Annotated in this window: 14 protein-coding genes; 11 read left to right on the top strand and 3 right to left on the bottom strand. The window is 50.0% G+C overall.

The annotated features are described in order from the left end of the window. Positions 1-10: 10 nt before the first annotated feature. The 11 genes from SH678x_RS18110 (at position 11) to SH678x_RS18060 (ending at position 11,776) form a co-directional block, all read left to right on the top strand. Complete coding sequence (locus tag SH678x_RS18110) at positions 11-712, top strand: class I SAM-dependent methyltransferase (protein ID WP_496919859.1); 702 nt, start codon at positions 11-13, stop codon at positions 710-712. A gap of 74 nt (positions 713-786) precedes the next feature. Next, positions 787-1,479: a class I SAM-dependent methyltransferase gene (locus tag SH678x_RS18105; RefSeq protein ID WP_496919858.1), complete on the top strand. Its 693-nt coding sequence runs from the start codon at positions 787-789 to the stop codon at positions 1,477-1,479. Between the two features lie 9 nt (positions 1,480-1,488). Then, complete coding sequence (locus tag SH678x_RS18100; protein ID WP_496919857.1) at positions 1,489-2,757, top strand: glycosyltransferase; 1,269 nt, start codon at positions 1,489-1,491, stop codon at positions 2,755-2,757. A 265-nt stretch (positions 2,758-3,022) separates the two neighbouring features. After that, complete coding sequence (locus tag SH678x_RS18095) at positions 3,023-4,606, top strand: FAD-dependent oxidoreductase (protein WP_496919856.1); 1,584 nt, start codon at positions 3,023-3,025, stop codon at positions 4,604-4,606. Beyond that, a complete protein-coding gene (locus SH678x_RS18090; protein ID WP_496919855.1) occupies positions 4,593-5,417 on the top strand; it encodes an aldo/keto reductase in 825 nt (274 codons plus the stop codon). The genes SH678x_RS18095 and SH678x_RS18090 overlap by 14 nt, the downstream gene beginning before the upstream one ends. 42 nt (positions 5,418-5,459) lie before the next feature. Next, positions 5,460-6,380 (top strand): glycosyltransferase family 2 protein, encoded by a 921-nt coding sequence (locus SH678x_RS18085; protein WP_496919854.1) that lies wholly within the window; start codon positions 5,460-5,462, stop codon positions 6,378-6,380. Then, positions 6,344-7,561 carry a glycosyltransferase family 4 protein gene (locus tag SH678x_RS18080; protein ID WP_496919853.1) on the top strand — a complete coding sequence of 406 codons (1,218 nt, stop codon included), beginning with the start codon at positions 6,344-6,346 and terminating at the stop codon, positions 7,559-7,561. Before SH678x_RS18085 ends, SH678x_RS18080 begins: the two co-directional genes overlap by 37 nt. A gap of 83 nt (positions 7,562-7,644) precedes the next feature. Then, positions 7,645-8,589 (top strand): sulfotransferase domain-containing protein, encoded by a 945-nt coding sequence (locus SH678x_RS18075; protein WP_496919852.1) that lies wholly within the window; start codon positions 7,645-7,647, stop codon positions 8,587-8,589. A gap of 79 nt (positions 8,590-8,668) precedes the next feature. Further along, positions 8,669-9,994 carry a hypothetical protein gene (locus SH678x_RS18070; RefSeq protein ID WP_496919851.1) on the top strand — a complete coding sequence of 442 codons (1,326 nt, stop codon included), beginning with the start codon at positions 8,669-8,671 and terminating at the stop codon, positions 9,992-9,994. 21 nt (positions 9,995-10,015) lie between these two features. Continuing rightward, complete coding sequence (locus SH678x_RS18065) at positions 10,016-11,197, top strand: glycosyltransferase (RefSeq protein WP_496919850.1); 1,182 nt, start codon at positions 10,016-10,018, stop codon at positions 11,195-11,197. A gap of 6 nt (positions 11,198-11,203) precedes the next feature. After that, positions 11,204-11,776 (top strand): WcaF family extracellular polysaccharide biosynthesis acetyltransferase, encoded by a 573-nt coding sequence (locus SH678x_RS18060; protein ID WP_496919849.1) that lies wholly within the window; start codon positions 11,204-11,206, stop codon positions 11,774-11,776. Between the two features lie 7 nt (positions 11,777-11,783). Here SH678x_RS18060 and SH678x_RS18055 read toward each other — a convergent pair whose 3' ends face one another. From SH678x_RS18055 to SH678x_RS18045, 3 genes are read right to left on the bottom strand one after another with little or no spacing between them, the layout of a single operon-like run. Further along, entirely contained in the window at positions 11,784-14,777 is a 2,994-nt protein-coding gene (locus SH678x_RS18055; RefSeq protein ID WP_496919848.1) for a VWA domain-containing protein, read from the bottom strand. Positions 14,778-14,836: 59 nt separating this feature from the next. Continuing rightward, positions 14,837-16,459 (bottom strand): flotillin family protein, encoded by a 1,623-nt coding sequence (locus tag SH678x_RS18050; RefSeq protein WP_496919847.1) that lies wholly within the window; start codon positions 16,457-16,459, stop codon positions 14,837-14,839. Positions 16,460-16,495: 36 nt separating this feature from the next. Next, the gene (locus tag SH678x_RS18045) at positions 16,496-17,152 is read right to left on the bottom strand and encodes a hypothetical protein (protein ID WP_496919846.1); all 657 of its coding nucleotides are present in this window, start codon (positions 17,150-17,152) and stop codon (positions 16,496-16,498) included. Positions 17,153-17,177 lie beyond the last annotated feature (25 nt).

Here is a 17,177-nt window from a genome sequence, read left to right as displayed (position 1 = left end):
AAGAGGCACTATGAAAGCCGATCAGAAAAGTTTTCTCTATAAGATCCCAGTGATCAAAACTATTGCGAGGTATGCACTGCGTGCCTTAGGCGGAAAACCTAAGAATGTCAAGTTTTCGTCATCGGAAAATTATTGGGAAACACGTTATCAGGCTGGTGGTCATTCTGGCCGTGGATCATACGGAGAATTAGCGCAATTCAAGGCAGAATTTCTTAATTCATTCGTGAAAGAGAATAATATTCAGACTGTAATTGAATTTGGTTGCGGAGACGGCAATCAATTGCTTATGGCTAATTATCCAAACTATCTAGGATTCGATGTAAGCCAGACAGCGGTGAATCATTGTAGAGAACTATTTATTGATGATTCTAACAAGCGATTTCACTTAGTAGACGAATATCAAGGAGAGAAGGCAGATCTAAGTCTGTCATTAGATGTAATTTATCATCTTGTCGAAGACCAGATATACGAAAAGTACTTGCAGCTCCTGTTTGGCTCAGCAAATCGATACGTTATTGTTTACTCGAGTAATTGTGATGAACCTCAACCTGCTCCACACGTACGTCATCGTCGTTTTACTGACACAGTAGCAAGTAAATATCGGGAATGGCGACTGGCTCAACATGTAAAGAATCCTTTCCCAAAGATTCCTGGCGAAGAGAAAGGGAGCTTTGCAGATTTCTTTGTCTTTTCAAAACAAAACTCTGAGTAGATCTGTATTCTATTGGTTTTGAATTAATATAGAACTTAACCTGCCATACATCGGAAATAGATACGAAAGATATTATGCCTAGTAGCCGCCCCAACGCAGTTCCTGTTGTGATTCACCTTATCAAACAGTTGAAGCCGACATCAATTCTGGATATTGGTGTAGGATTTGGAAAGTGGGGTCATCTTTTTCGAGAGTATACAGACATTATAGAATCAGAAGATGATCCAAGTCGGTATCGTCGTGACAACTGGCAGGTGCGTATTGATGGGATCGAAGGATTTCCCGAGTATATCACGGATATGCATCGGTATTTGTACAACGAAATCATGATTGGTGACGTGCGATCGCTTGCTAATTCGATTGATTCATATGATGTGATATTTCTAGGTGATATTATTGAACATGTGACAAAAGAAGATGGTGTAAAGCTAATTAACACTCTTTTGAGTAAAGCCAAGAAAGCTATCATCTTTAGCACTCCTAAATACGAAACCGGCCAAGAAGCGCTTTGTGAAAATGAGTTAGAACGCCATCGGAGTCTATGGACTGCTGCTGATTTCATGTCATTCCCTAGAAGTAAAGTGGCGACCATCACCAAGACTTTGCTGATTGCTGTTATCGTCAAAGAAGGTGTAGCGATGCCGCGAATCGATGTCGAGATTGCCGGAAAGCCTCGTACATTTCTTCGCATAGTTTTTGGAAAGACGAAGAGGGCTCTCAAATCTTTGGTCGGCTCCAATCCCAAACCAGGAAGCTCCTCGGGCTAGGAGTCAAACGTGAATATCCTGATCGTTGCTCGGCGTTATCCCGTTGTGTCGCAGACATTCATACTTTTGCATGTAAGCTCTCTCCTGGAGCTTGGTCACAGCGTAACTGTCATGGCCGAACCGGGTGATTCGAGCTTGTTGAACGTAACTAAGCGTGTGGACGATCAAGCTGTCGAACGTATTTTGCCGATCACATACCCCCGCGGGAATTTCGTAAAGCTTCTCTTTGATCTAGTGCGGCAATTTCCTTTTGATTTTCGTTCTTTGAAGTTGCTCTGGTTTATGGTCGCGGACTACGTTCGTGGTCGATCTGATGGTGCTGCTCTAGCAGCCATTCCGTATGCTTCAGCACTCATGCAATATAGTGATTGGGACGTTGTTCACGTTCATTTTGGTAATTTTTCTTTGCCTGTTGCCCAGTTGTGCAATGCCGGGTTTCTCAAGACTCCCGTTGTCGTAACTTTTCACGGCACGGACTTAAACGAAAACCGGAAAATACCAATCCGTCGAGTTTTTGGAAGAGTCTTTCGCACAGTGCAGTTACTTACGGTCGGAACTAAGCACATGGCGAAGCATTTAGAAGATTGCAATATTTCTTCCGAGAAATATAAGGTCATACCCATGGGTATTGATTTATCTCGATTCAAGTTGCCTCAACAGAAGCAAAAGAGAGCAAGTTCTTTGGGGATACGCCTTGTTACTATTGGAAGACTGGTTGAATTCAAAGGCTTGGAGTTCGCGATAAGGGCAATTGCTAAGCTACAGAAAACGTGGACCGATGTAACTTTGGATGTTATCGGTGACGGTCCTCTTCGAGATGATTTGGAGCAATTATGTGTACAATTGAATGTCGTTTCGAACGTACGGTTTCATGGAGCTCTTGAGCATGAAAAGACGCTTGCATTGCTGCAGGAGTCAGATATCTACATCCAACCGGGTATTATTGCGAAGGATGGAACGCGTGAAGGTCAAGGCGTTGCAGTCGCTGAAGCTCAAGCAACTGGGCTGCCCGTTGTGGCAAGTCGCGTTGGGGGTATACCTGAAATAGTGACTGAAGATAAGTCCGCCTTTTTGATCGAGCCAAAGGATGTGGACCAATTAGTGGAGAAAATTTCTCTCCTGATATCCGATCCCGGATTACGCGAGCGAATGGGTGCTGCTGGGCAAATTTTTGTTGAACACAACTTGGATCAACAAGCTTTAGCTCATCGTTGGGTAACGATTTACAACGAACTTATTGCCGATACCTCGAGGCAAACAGTCATTTCATCGAAATAATGGCTCCCCGTATAAAGTCTCAATTTTCGCTTGGCACGAGCAAGCCTTAGCAGTGCCATCGATTACGATCTATAATAATTTTATGACATCTCCCTCTCAGCCACACACGAATCGTTTAGACACTAGATTAGACGCAGGCCGTACTTACATCATTTGGTACTAAGCTACGCCATTCCACACCACGTCCTTTGTTAGGATTTAGGTGATTTCCCGCGACAACCTTAAAATAACTACGCACGAGATCAGACTTCGTGCTCTTTGACAAATGCTTCTTGAAGATCCTTCAGCGCTGAACAAGATAACTCTCGACCCAGATTGCGCGGTTGTGATAGGCGCTGGTGCGGTCGGAATACACTTAGCAGTCCAATTAGCGCGCAGAGGTCGTCAAGTTGTCTTGCTGGAATCAGGTGATCAAACCATTCGTAGCTTTTCCCATGATTCGTTTGCAGTCGTAGGACGGGGGCATGATGGGATTCGCATCGGTCGAAGCGTTGCTCTCGGAGGAACGACCAATCTTTGGGGAGGGCAACTCGTTGAGTTTCTTCCCGTCGATCTCGATGGTCGTGATTGGTTGCAGGATTCGCGTTGGCCTGTGCGGTTTGAGGAGTTGGCCTCCTATTATCCAGAAACGTATGAGGCGTTGGGCTACGAACAACGCTGGCAGCACGATGATGCAGTATGGTCGGAAACGCGAAAGCCTAAGCCCTTGCTTGATAATGGTGTGGAAATATTTCTGACTCGCTGGATGAAGTATCCTAATCTCGCGATGCACTTTCGTCAGGAGATCGAATCAAATCCTAAGCTCATCGTTGTGCTTGGCGCAACTACCGTAGGTCTTGAGATGCATGCTGGTCGCATTCTTGCTGTCGATGTGGTTGACGACCAGGGTGCACGTCACCAGGTGGCTGGCAGCGATTTTGTACTCTGTGCCGGGACGATCGAAAACGCGCGACTTTTACTTCATATGGCTGCAGATCCTGCCTTAGATTGTCCTTGGCGCGGCAATGAGAATATTGGTCGCTATTTTATGGATCACCTTGGTGGTCGCGTGGCGTATCTCAAACCGCGAAATGCCAAAGCGTTCAATGATGTATTTTGCACGATTATATTTCGGGGCAACAAATTTCAGCCGCGGATTCGCCTTATCAACGCTTTGCTTGAGCAAGAACCGCTACTGAATACTCAGGCGACGATTACATTCGAGAATTCAGTGCGCGAGAATCTTGTGTATCTCAAGCAGTTTTATAAGGCTGCTGTTTTAAGTCGCAAAATCGGTTCGATTAAGGAGTTGGTGCGAAATATTTTTGCCTGTGCTCGGCATATGATTCCACTCATGTGGAAATACGTTATCGAGCATCGCATTTTGATACCAAGTGGATCCCGCATTGCATTAACTATTCAAGCAGAAGTCGAACCCGTGCGTGAAAGCCGTATCACGATCGATTCCAATGTGCGTGACATCTATGGGCTACCCAAGGTTGTGCTGGATTGGCGACTATCTGGACTTGAAGTTAGCAGAATCCTGGATTTTACTAAGCGCGTGCAATTGGCGTTAGAAGAGGCCGAGTTAGCCGACGTTGACATGGATTCTGATCTAGCGGCTGGGAATCAAAGCTTCTTGGATAAACTGCACGACACAAATCATCATACCGGTGGCTGTATAATTGGCGATTCCAAGCAAGATGGAGTTGTTGATCGAGACCTGCGCGTTTTTGGCACAGAAAATCTCTATGCCGCAGGAGCATGCATCTTCCGAACAAGCAGTAATGCTAATGTTACGTTTACTGCTATGGCCTTTGCCACTCGTCTGGCCGATCATCTGACGAGGTCAACAAATGGAAGAAATTGAATTAAGACCTATCGGCCGCAAAGTTTCATGTCTTGGATTTGGCTGCTCGCGCTTGGATGGTCGTGTGGGGTTGCGACAGTCGACGAAGCTCCTAGAAACTGCCCTCGATTTGGGTATCACATATTTTGATGTTGCCGCGTCATATGGAACCGCAGAAGAGGCTCTGGGGCATGTGATCGGCAATTCTTCAGAGGTTGTCATTGCCACAAAGGTTGGCCCGCCTCGACAGCCGTACAATGCGACGAAGACAAGGATGAGATTTCTTGCAAAGTCCTTGCTTGATCAATTCCGTGGTATAAAAATGCTAGTCGGTGGTCTCGTGGGGCCTAGGCCACATTCCGCTGGTCGGCCCCGCTATGACTTTTCACAACAAACGATCGAGCGGTCGCTTGGGGAAAGCTTGCAGCGGTTGAAACGCGACCAGGTTGACATTTTTTTGGCACACGAACCTCACCGAGACGATTTAACACCTGAAGTTGCAGCCCGATTTGAATCACTCATTAGGCAAAATTTGATTAGGGCTTTTGGTGTAGGCATTGGAGCAGCTGAAGATCGTTGGGCTCAATTTGGTACGTTTTGGCAATCCGGATGGCCAGGTGAGCGAGCTACCGACTATTCGGCTGACGTGTCTTACATTTTTCATAGTATATTTCGCTTTGCTGAGAAGGATCGCCACGGTCGCTGTGTTTACCCGGTTACGACATTGATCCGTGAAGCGCGACGGATAAGACCCGACACGGTGCTGTTAGTTTCGGCATCAACGCCCCAGCGGCTACGAGAAGTAGTCGAGGCTGTACAGCAGGCCAATTAGCTTCAACTCAAATTCGTAGATCATTTTTGGTAGCAGTTAGCGATGAGTAACAATGGCCAATCCACAATTTGTGTCTCTGTAATTGTGCCTGTGTACAATCAGCCTGAGTATCTCGAAAAGTGCTTAAATGCATTGGCTGAACAAACCTTTCCGCGTAATCAGCTTGAAGTCATTGTGATTGACAATGGTTCGATAGATCCTCCCCGGGCTTTGGTCGCTCGATATGACTTCGCAAGGTTTGGAGAGGAAACTCGTCCTGGTTCGTTTGCCGCTCGGAATAAGGCTCTATCGATGGCTCGAGGGTCGATACTAGCATTTACGGATGCAGATTGCGTGCCTGACACCAGATGGTTAGAGGCCGCGGTCATAGCTATCGATGGCGTCAATTCAATTGATGTTGTGGCCGGTAGAATTGATCTCGTAGCGCTTGATCCAGCTCGCCCGAAAGCAACCGAACTTTTCGATATCGCGGTTCGGATGGACCAACAAAAAAGAGTTAACGAATCGAATGGAGTTGTTACCGCCAACATGGTTACGAGACGTGATTTATTCGAAAAAGTTGGCCCCTTTGACGATTCGCTCATGAGTGGTGCTGATGCTGTATGGTCTGCACGTGCCGCGGAGCATGGCTATATCGTTAAATATGTCGATGACGCTGTGGTTATTCATCCGGCTCGCACTAAATTAAGCGAAGTTTTGCGGCAGGCGCGTCGTCGTGCAGGAGGGAAAATCGACATGCATGCCCGCCAAAGCAAGCGTCATTTTGTTAGCAAACTGCTCACGACCGCCAAAAAACTGTTGCCAAAAACTGGAGGATTGGTAAATGCTCGCAGGAAACTCATGCTGCGTGGATATGGGTGGTGGGCATGGATTCGTGTGGTGGGCATTATGCAATTAGTTCACTACGTAAGTACATTCGAAATCGTGTGGCGCTGGTGTGGCGCACCGGCCGAAAGGCGTTAACTCGACGACCGGGCGATAGCGAAAAAATTATGTGTCAACCGATACGATTGATTGTTCAGCAACCCTCGCTAGCCAAATACCGCGTGCCGGTTTTTCGTGAACTCGCGACATACCCCGATATCCAATTGAAATTGCTGTACGGCGCTCGACCAGATCTGCCTAATGTTGAAGCGGATGGTTTTGACGCAGAGCCCGTCTACTTGTGGCAAAAAAAAATTCGAGGGCAATACGTTTTTTGGCATGCTGCCCAGTGGAATTCAGCTTCACTCAAACAGGCGGATGTTTTAATGCTAACTTGGAATCCGCGTTATCTGAGTCTTGTGCCAACTCTCTTAAAGGCCAAGGCGATGGGGTTACCCACGATCCTATGGGGCCACGGCTACTCTAAAACGGATAATTTGATACGCAGAAAAGTACGCCACTCGGTAGCAAGATTGGCTACAGCACTTATGTTTTATAATCAGGCCGCGGCAGATTCTTTTAAAGATGCGGGCTTCGACCAGCAGTCGATCTTTGTCGCTCATAACAGCTTGGATCAGGAACCGATCCGCCAAGCGAAACTCTTTTGGCAATCCAATCCGGAGAAACTCAAAGAATTTCGACGAGAGCAAGGCATGGGCCCTGGTCCACAGGTACTGTTTGTATCTCGACTTGACCGGGCTAATCGCTTGGATTTGTTAGTGGAAGCAGTTTCGCTCATGAGGGATGATTTCCCCGATTTGCAAGTGAATATTGTTGGCAAGGGAACTGAAGAACAATCTCGAATTCAGGCCTTGGCAGAGAAGAATGGTCTTGCTAACCGGATACGATTTATTGGTCCGATCTACAATGAGTTGGAAATAGCACCCTGGTTTTTGACCGCAGATGTCTTCTGTTACCCGGCAAATATTGGTTTGAGCATATTGCATGCTTTCGGTTATGGCTTGCCAGTGGTAACAAGTGATCAGATTGGGAGTCAGAATCCGGAGATCGAAGCCCTCAAGCCAGGAGTTAATGGACTGCTGTACGATCACCTTGATTCCAGAGCACTGGCAGAATCGCTACGGACCATTTTCCTGAATCGAGAATTGGCACAGCAGATGTCACAAGAAGCTCTACAGGCCGTCGAGAAAGAGTTTAGCTTGCAGAATATGGTTGCGGGTATGGCGGCAGCTGTGCGATATTGTGCAGGCCGGTCATAATTAGTGCCACGTCAAATTGTCAAACGTATAATATCATCAAGCGTGTGAGTTATTCGTCATAGTGCTTTTTAGTGTAAAATGCCATGCTGCCAGATTTCTTTGTGATTGGAGCTCAGAAGGCTGGTTCGACCTACTTGCTTGAGTGCCTAAACGATCATCCGCAGATTTTTATGCCTCCCGAGGAAATTGCGTTCTTTGAAGATTCACTCTATTCGGAAGATCAAATACACGAATTCGAGCGACACTTTGAAGGGTCCAAACCTGATCAATTAGTGGGTGTCAAACGGCCGAATCTTTTAGGGCATCCTGAATGCCCCGAGCGTTTGCAGCGACATATGCCTGACCTCAAAATCATCGCAATTTTACGTCACCCCGTAGAGCGAGCCATTTCTGGATATTTTCACTATATGAAGACGGGATTGCTGCCAATTGCGCCTGTCGAGATAGGCTTACCCAAAATTTTGCGTGGGGAATTTAACGAGTACCCACGAGCACAAGATGTTCTGGAGTTTGGCCTGTATGCAAAACACTTACAAAACTATGCCGAGTATTTTCCGCGCGAGAATATCTTAGTAATGTTGCTAGAAGATATGAAGCAAGATGCCAAAGGTCAGTTGGCACAATTGTATGGGTTTCTGGGTGTGGCGACGGAGTTTCATCCTGGTTCGTTTGATTCCCGCCCTATGAAAGCTCCGTATTCTATTACTCGCTTGCGATTATGGGACGCGTTAGACCGTCATACACGTTCTTGGTCATCTGATGGTAGATACTTTGTTCGCGAGCGAGGAATACTAAAAACTCCAATTATTGCCGCGAATAATCTGCTGGATCGTTTCATATGGAGCCGGTTGTTCGCCGCCGATCGACCGCGTCTGCTACCCGAACTGAAGCAAAAATTAATTTCGTACTATTCCCAAGACGCGAAATGTCTAGAACAGTGGTTGGGTCGAAAGTTGACCGGTTGGAGCGATTTGACCGAATTTAACTCTGAAATGGCGACACCTGGTGAATGTAATAATCTAATTTAAGGTATAATCTACATAAGTTCTTTATGCGCGTGGCCGCCATGTAGATATCCTGTGACGATCGCCTTGGTGTTTAGGTTCTATGATCAATACAACAGTTGTTGCTCTGTTTAGCATTGCGGCTGTGCTTGTTATTCTTATTCTCAAGCAGGGTCTATCGCGCAAAGTCGACTTGTTTAGCGCTCGCAACATGTATCTCGTCGGCTTTATTATTTATCAGCTGACGAGCCCTGCTATTGCCTTACAAACGGACAATTATACATTCTTTCGAGTTTACTTTCCAAGCGATACCGGCAAGCAGTTTCTGGCAATGGCTGCTACGTTTATCGCGATTTTTCTTTTCAGCTATCAGCGGATACGCTTTACACCCTGGGTTGCTCAGAAGTTCAAATTCCCACCGCGTGAGACGAACGATTTTTTGCTGCTTGGTCTTGCCGTATTTTTGAACGTGCTCGGGATGACCTTGCGGTTCATGCCCATTCCAAACATTGCGGCTGCGAGCGTGCAGGTGGCTATAGCCTTCGCAGCGATTTCTGCTGCTATAAGTGGTTGGGTTTGGAGTAATAGACGCTCGAACATCCCCGTTGCGGCTGTTGCTGCGCTGGTCGTTGCGACGAGTCTCATGATTGCTTTGACGGGCGTATTTGGTCGGCGGCCATTATTAGCTGTCGTGATGGGATTCGCATGGGGCGTTTATCATCGCCGTGCGCGATTGATGAGCCCTGGGAAGATGATTCTCTATATCGCTCCGTTTATGGTTGCGGCTGCTGTTGCGGTGGCTGCCTTCACAGCTGCTCGCAATCACGAATTCGGTGGTTCATCAGACGCAAGTAGTGCCATAAGTGGCATGATGCAGGCCAACATCAAAGAAGGTATGAAGGACCTTCTTGGCGGCCAGGCGTGTGGATCAGCAAGTTTATGGGCCATTGAACAATGGCCTGATCAACTTGAGCCTCGCTTCCTATTTAGTTTGAAGTACATGGGTATGTATTTTGTGCCTCGGGTTTTATGGCCTGAAAAGCCTGAGCCCTTGGGGAATGATATTGCAACATTGGCTGACATCGATGGGGTAAATAAAACGGGTATAACAATTCCCCCGGGTGTTGTCGGATATGCCGTTGCGGAAGGCGGCTATTGGGCGATCGTAATTTACGCCCTGTTCTTTGGGCAGTTTTTGCGATTTATTGATGAATTAGTTCGACTCAATCCTACGAACTCATTTATTATCTTGCCTGCTGCTGTGGCAACAGGACAAGCATTTGGTTTGGCTCGAGGCTGTATTGCGGTTTTTACCGATCTTATTATTCTCGGGTTCGTTTCCACTTACATCATCTTGTTTATAGCGGACCGTTTGTTCGGCAAAAAGCTTCCGCAAGTTCAGATGAACCCTTGGCCTCAAATGCGTTGACCAAATTTTCCCGACAACTCTATGCGCGATTCACTTTCGATAGTTCACTTCTTTCCGAGGATTCGCTTAGAAGAAGGGGGGGTCGTACAGACGGTTCTTGATTTGTGTGGCACCTTGGCCGATAAGGGGCATCGCATAACACTTACGACCAGCGATGCGTTGGATGTGCCGCAGCCATGGCGTCAGGGTCTAGTCGAACTCCCTCAAGTTCGAGAGCTAGCGAGATCTTCTTGGTGTGGACATTTATTGAGCAGTGATGCCATTGCGCGGTTCCATGGCATACTCAAAGAGACTGACGTTGTGCATCTGCACACTCCATGGGAGTTGAGTAATCTCCAATTGTCTCGAGTGCTTCAACGCGAGAACATTCCTTACATAGTCACAGTGCATGGCATGCTCGATGACTACAGTATGCGTCAAAAGAGTGTGAAGAAAAGTGCATATCTTGCACTGGGTGGACGCAAACTTTTTAGCCGCGCCACAACGGTTCACTTCACGGCAGAAGCGGAACGTGAACAAGCGCAGTCGTGGATTCCGGGCGACTACTTGCCAGTGATCCAAGCGTGTGCGATGGATTTAGCACCTTACGATAACTTGCCGGGTCCTAATCCAGCATTAGCAGCCTTTCCGCAAATTGATTCGTCACGGCAGAAAATCTTATTTCTCAGCCGGGTTCATCCTAAAAAAGGCGTTGATTTGCTACTGCAAGCGGCTCGGCTATTGAAATCGCGGGGCCTTGAATTTGATTTGCTGATCGCCGGTCCAGGAGAAGAAAACTATGTTACAGAGATGCGGCAACTGGCGAAAACGCTAGGTGTTAGCGAATCGACACATTTCCTGGGCATGGTTCGCGGCGACGTTAAGCTATCATTGTATGAGGTGGCTGACGTATTTGTCCTGCCAACGCATCAAGAGAATTTTGGACTCGTCTTGCCGGAAGCCCTTGCCTGCGGTACCCCAGTGGTCACGACGCGCGGCACTGATGTTTGGCGAGAATTGGAGCAAGCGGGGGCCTCAATCGTCGATAATCGTCCCGACACGCTAGCCGACGCTATTGTTGAACTACTGACAGATGAAGCGCGAAGAAAAACTCTAGGTGAGCAGGGCCGAGCGTATGTCAAGAAGTGGCTGGCCGAGGAACAAGTCGTGGCTGGCTATGAACAGATGTATCATCAGACTCTTCAGCGTGCTGGCAGGAACTAAGATCACATGAACACACACGATCAAAGTTCAGAAGGTCCGCTGTGTGATCTCAGCGCGTTTTCCAACCCGGAGTACAATCCGGGTCGTGGGTTGTTGGTGCGTACGCTGTGGTATTATTGCAGCCTGTTTTTCATAGAGAGTGGCTGGCTGCCAGTGAGTGGCTTGAAGGTTCGTTTACTGCGATTGTTTGGGGCGAGCATTGGCAAGGAAGTTAATTTTAAGCCCCACGTGCGGATTAAGTATCCGTGGCGATTGACCATTGGCGATCATTGTTGGATCGGTCAGAGCGTGTGGATCGACAACATTGAAGATGTGGTGATCGGCAGCCACGTATGCGTTTCGCAGTACTCCTATTTTTGCACGGGGAGCCACGACCACCGTTCTCCAACGTTTGCCTTGCTGGCCAAACCGATCGTCGTTAAGAATGGTGCTTGGATTGGCGCTAGAGCGACTTTGCTCGGAGGAGTCGAAATCGCAGCCAATGCCATCGTTGCCGCGGGGGCCGTGGTCGTAAAAAGTATTCCGGCAGCCACAATCGTTGGTGGCAACCCAGCCAAAGAAATTGGCAAACGTGAATAGCGGCCAACTAGTGATCGCTTTTCCAGCGATTGTCTTTCACCGCTTTCTTCGCTGCGAGCAGCCTGGACGTCATCGTTTCTTCGGCAGGTTTTTCTTGCGGCTCGGTTGGCTTGGTTGTTTGAGCTTTCGCTGCCACGGGCTTATTTACGGCGACGTTGCTCACAGGTGGCGCATCCACGGTTGGGGGTTGATACCGTTCGCGAATTTCCGCTTTCTTGGCGGAGAGTCGGGCCAGAGTGGCGGGAGCTTGAACGACTTTGCGGCGTGACATCGCGCTCGCCATACGAGTTTTTAACCCTGAGAGATCAATTTGCACGCGGCGGATGAAGATATCGCTGAGAAATACAACGCTCGCAGCCACGACCAATGGCGGCCACATGTCGCGGCTCGTGATCGAAGGGGGAAGGTCGCGACGAAAAGGATCAAGATCTTCTGCTAACTTTGCTCCAGCCTGCGTAGCAAACGGCAATTCCTCATCTGAACCAATCACTTGCCCCGGCTGACCTCCTTCGGGAGCGTTATTTGCCAATCGCTCAAGTAGCGGCAAATTGACCTGAAAGTCGCCATACTCTTGTGAAGCCCCAACATTCACCCCGGCGCGCAACATCGAACCATCGGGTGTTGAAACCGTCACGAAGTAGCTGCCTGGATCTTGCGAAGCAAATTCACCGACGTAACGTCCCGGGGCCGTTTGTTCGACAGCCAAAGAGACTGGCTTCAAATCTGGGCCGACTACGCTGCCAAAGAGGTTGAGCTCGTTGATAAACTGATCCTCGTCGTCCAACGCGTCGATCACGATTTGTGTTCGGCCGTCGGTCGTTTGGGTGGCGATGGTGTAGTTGCCTTGTTCCCCTGCCGGCCGCATGGACCACCGTACAAGCTGGGAAAAGAACTTTTCGTAACTACCCCAATTTTTCCATTGGTTTGCCCATAAGCTGCCAGCATCGGTCGTAAACGCTGCTGCTTTTCCTAAACCATAAGTCCATGTGGCTAGCACAGTCGCATTCTTTTCAACCGTTGGCACGGGAGAACGCAATAGAACTTCGACCAAGGAGTTTTCTTTGACTGTGGTTTGAACAAAGCCGTTGATGGCGGGGAAATCCCCTTCGATTCCTGTAAACATCTGGTGATCGGCCATACGCTGAGGAACAGCTGGGGGGCTCAGCTCGCGAATCACAGGCGTGGCGATACGGCGAGTTTCTACCATGAAGATTCTCGGGACGGCACGAGGATTCGGGGCTGCATAGAACTTGCCTTTGCCTAGCGAAGCAATTCTCGCGAGCAACGCCCGGTCAGCATCGTTTCCCACCGCGACGGCACTCACGGTGATTTTGTCGTTCCGCATCTGCCGACAAAGTTCGTTAAACTCCGTTTCGGGCGTCATGCCGTCGGTGAGCACGATCATATGCTTGACCGCGGCATCGGCATTCTTGAGCGATTGGTAGGCCATCTTCATGCCTGGATAAAGATCGGTGCCACCACCAATCGTGATCCGGGAGACTCGTGCTAAAGCATTGCGACCGTCGCCCACGCGCTCAAGCGGCACCACGTTGTAAGGCATCTCATCGAATGCCACGACATTGATATAGTCACGGGGGCCCATCATTTTGATGGCCTCGCGAGCGGCAGCCAGACTCAGGTCGAGCTTTTCACCCGCCATGGAACCTGACTTATCGATCACAAGTGCGAGCGCACCAACGGGAATCACTTTGGCGTTCTTGATTTGGAAATCGACCGGCATAGCCTTTTCCAATTCCGAACCCGCCCAACCGCCTGCCCCGAAACTACGTTGCCCACCAAGCATTACCAGCCCGCAGCCGAGTTCCTTGGTGTTTTGCACGAGCATGCCGATTTGCTCGTCGGAGAGGCTTACAAACGATCCAGCGGTATCGCTAGCTATTCGTGGCACATTGGCCAAAATCACGCTGTCATAACGCTGCAAATCAGCAAGAGACGAGAACGCCCGGTCACTCGCGACGACGTCGGTGTCGATCCCTTCTTTACGCAGGCTGTCAACAAGTGCATCAAACTCGCCAGGATGCTGATAATCTTCCAGCAAAAGCACCCGGCCTTTGCCTCGCACGTCGGTGAAACCAGTTGCGACGTTGTTCGCCAGGAAACGATCTTCGCCCTGTTTGTCGGGAATAAAACGAGCTTCATAAACATAGAAATCCGATTCCGTCGGTGTTTCACGGAACGTGAAAACTGTTTTTCCCGCTGGTAGGGTCATCTGCTCTTCGGCAATCGTTTCTTCGCGTCCACCCGATTTGCGGACGATACGTAAGCTCCCTACGCTGGGTGCGGGATCATCGCCTTGATTGTTGAGAACAACACGGACTTCCAGTGGCTGATCTTTTTTAGCGGAACTTGGAGCCGCGACGCTTTCCACGGCGACGTCCTGTTGACCGCCCGTCGGCGTGGGAACAACATCCACACCGATGCCGGCTTGGGCGAGCTGTTGCGATTGCCGACTGGCGGCACCGATGTTTTCATTTCCGTCCGTGACGAGCACTACCCGACGGGCAGAGTTATTAGGCAGTAGCGCCGCGGCCTTCGCCAGCGAGTCGGCCAAATTCGTAGCCGTAGGGTCCACCAACGTTTCGATGTTGCGGCCATCGGGAGTCGATTCAACCGGCGGGTACTCCACAGCCGCATCACGACCAAAGACGATTACGGCCGCGCGATCCCCTTTGGCTTCCTGACGGTGACGTTTCACATTCTTGGTCACATAGCGGAGCATCTCGTCGCGATACTCGGCCGGAATACTTTCCGACTGATCGAGCAGATAGGCAACCGAGACGTTCTCGCTGAATCGGTTCCACTGCGGACCGGCCAGCGCCATGATAATGCCCGTCAGCACGAGCGACCGCAGAATGTTTGCCAGCAAAGCCCGCCAGCCGCCGAGAGCGCCCATGCTCCGCCGCGACACGATCCAAACCACCGGCACAAGTGCGAGTAGCAGCAGCCACAGCGGTTCTTGAAAGTTGATCGAGAAGGGCATAGACGTTTTTCCAGAGTGACGATCGTCACATTGATTCTACGCTCTTCCCTCGGCTTCGCCTATTTCGTCTCGGTCGAAGACGGTTGTTTTGCCGTAGGCATGCGTCCATTTCCGACGTGCTCGACGGTTTCGTCTTCACCGGCCAGTTTGGCGAGGCTTTCGGGAATTTCGATCCCGCCAATGTCCCGCATCACTTGCATCATGGGAGGCAAGGTACCTGCCATTTTGTGCAAGAAGTCTGCCGTGCTGGAACGGCCATTCTGCCCGCCATTTTCCCAGACGATGATTTTGTCGAACTTGATGTTGGAGATCGCCTTGGCAGAGCTTTCAGCAAGCGTGTCGAGATGCTCGAGCATCATGAGCTGGAACGCCTCCTTGGCTCCACCGCAGGCTTCGACAATCATCTTCAGGCCTTCGCCCTTCTTGGCGAGGATCTCGTACTGGCCGCGAGCCTCGGCTTCGAGCTTGGCGTAAATGGCCGCTGCCTCACCGGCGGCTTCCAAACGAATCTTTTCCGCCTCGGCTTCGGCATCGACCACAATACGAGCCTTTTGGGCTTTGGCGGGAGCTTCGAGTTTGGCCCGTTCTTCGGCTTCAATCTTCTCAGCTTCCGCGAGGGCCGCCTTGGCCATTGCGCGGTTTTGGACTTCCAGCACCGCGGCTTCGGCTTCACGCTTACGTGATTCGCCCCGTTGATAGGCGTCGGCACGTTCCATCAACAGAGTTGCTTGAGACTGAGCAATCTTGGCCTCAGAAAGGTTTTCTCCTTCAACCGCGGTGGCGTTAGCCTGGGCCACCGTGATGCGCATTTGCTGTTCGGCTTGTTTCACCTCGGTATCGCGCTGAAACGCTGCAGATTGTTCGGCAACAGACTGCAACTTGGCCATTTCAGCGATGCGTGTCGCTTGTTCACGTTCGGCATCACGGGTGCCGATTTGCTGTTCCTTGGTGGCACTGGCCACCTGAATTGCACGTTCACGATTGGCATTGGCCACGCGGACCTCGCCTTGCTTCTCTTCGTCGGCCACGTCGCCGCGAGCTTGTTGAATTGCCTGCGAGGCCGCTTTCTGACCGATGGCGTCGATGTAGCCGCTTTCATCGGTGATGTCGGTGATGTTGACGTTGATCAGCACAAGCCCGATCTTCTTAAGCTCGGGCTCGACCGAATTTTGAATATGCTCCAGAAAAGTATCACGGTTGCGATTGATGTCAGTAATCTGCATCGACGCGATGACTTGCCTTAGTTGGCCGAAGATGATTTCTTCGGCCTGCTTACGAATATCCTGCGTCGAGAGATCAAGCAAACGGATCGCCGCGTTCGTCATCACTTCCGGGGCCGTGCCAATGGCCACCGTGAACACGCTCGGCACATTGACGCGGATATTCTCCATCGAGAGGGCACCGCGAAGAGGAATCTCAATTTGAATCGGTTCGAGGCTCAGGTATTGATAATCCTGAAAGAGGGGCCAAACGAATGCCGCGCCACCGTGCACGGTCTTGGCAGCTTGCCCTTGTTTGGTCTTACCAAAGATCACCAGCACTTGGTTACTGGAGCAGCGTTTGTAATTGGACTTGAGCAGAATGATCGTGGAGAAGAAGACCATCGCCACAATACCCGCGAGCGCCATCAGACCAAACTTGGTCGTTAGGGTCAGCTCAGCCAAGAGAATGAGATTGTTCATTGCGTAGTTCTCCCCCGATTGAATTCTTTGAAATTGCTAAGCGTTGACGGCTTCTTTGATCCTGCGCACGGTCACGGTATCACTATTCTTAATCCCGACGACCTCGACCGTTTCTCCCGTTCTCAGTGGCGCCGTTTCCAACGACGCGGCCTGATACTCGATCGTGCGATTTTGCAGAGTCAGCTGAATTTTGCCCAACCCGCGTTCCTCGGCGGGAATCGGAACATAGACGGTGGCCTGTTTGCCAACCGCCAGTCCTATTCGTTCATTACCCGATGACGTGAGCCGCGACAGGCCCTGCATCAGCCAGTACATGCCATACATTGCGGCGATACCAGTCAGGCACGCAATCGCGAATGCGATCCCTTCAGTGTAACCCGCGCTGAGCGCCGTTTCGCCGGCGATACCAAAGAAGGCCGCCGCGGCGATCAAGGTGCGGAACGATAGGACCCCAAACAGCCAAGTGCTGTCGGGATGCTGATAGTCTGCATCCCCTGCATGTCCAAGTGGAGTCTGATGATCGACTCCAAGGTCGCCGACACTTGTGAATTCACCGGATTGAGATACGTCGCCAGAAAAATCTCCGTCGGAAACGTCAGTATCACCACTCATGCCCAGGAGCGTGAGCGCGAACTGGCAGACCATGACCGTCCCGCCAATGACTGCCGCGATGAGGAAAATGAGGTGTAACATATCAGCCATCTCCTTAGGCCGTGAA

The organism is Bythopirellula superficialaquae (genome assembly GCF_059632245.1).
Note: the sequence above shows the minus strand (reverse complement) of the source record. Positions and strands in the feature narration are given on the sequence as shown.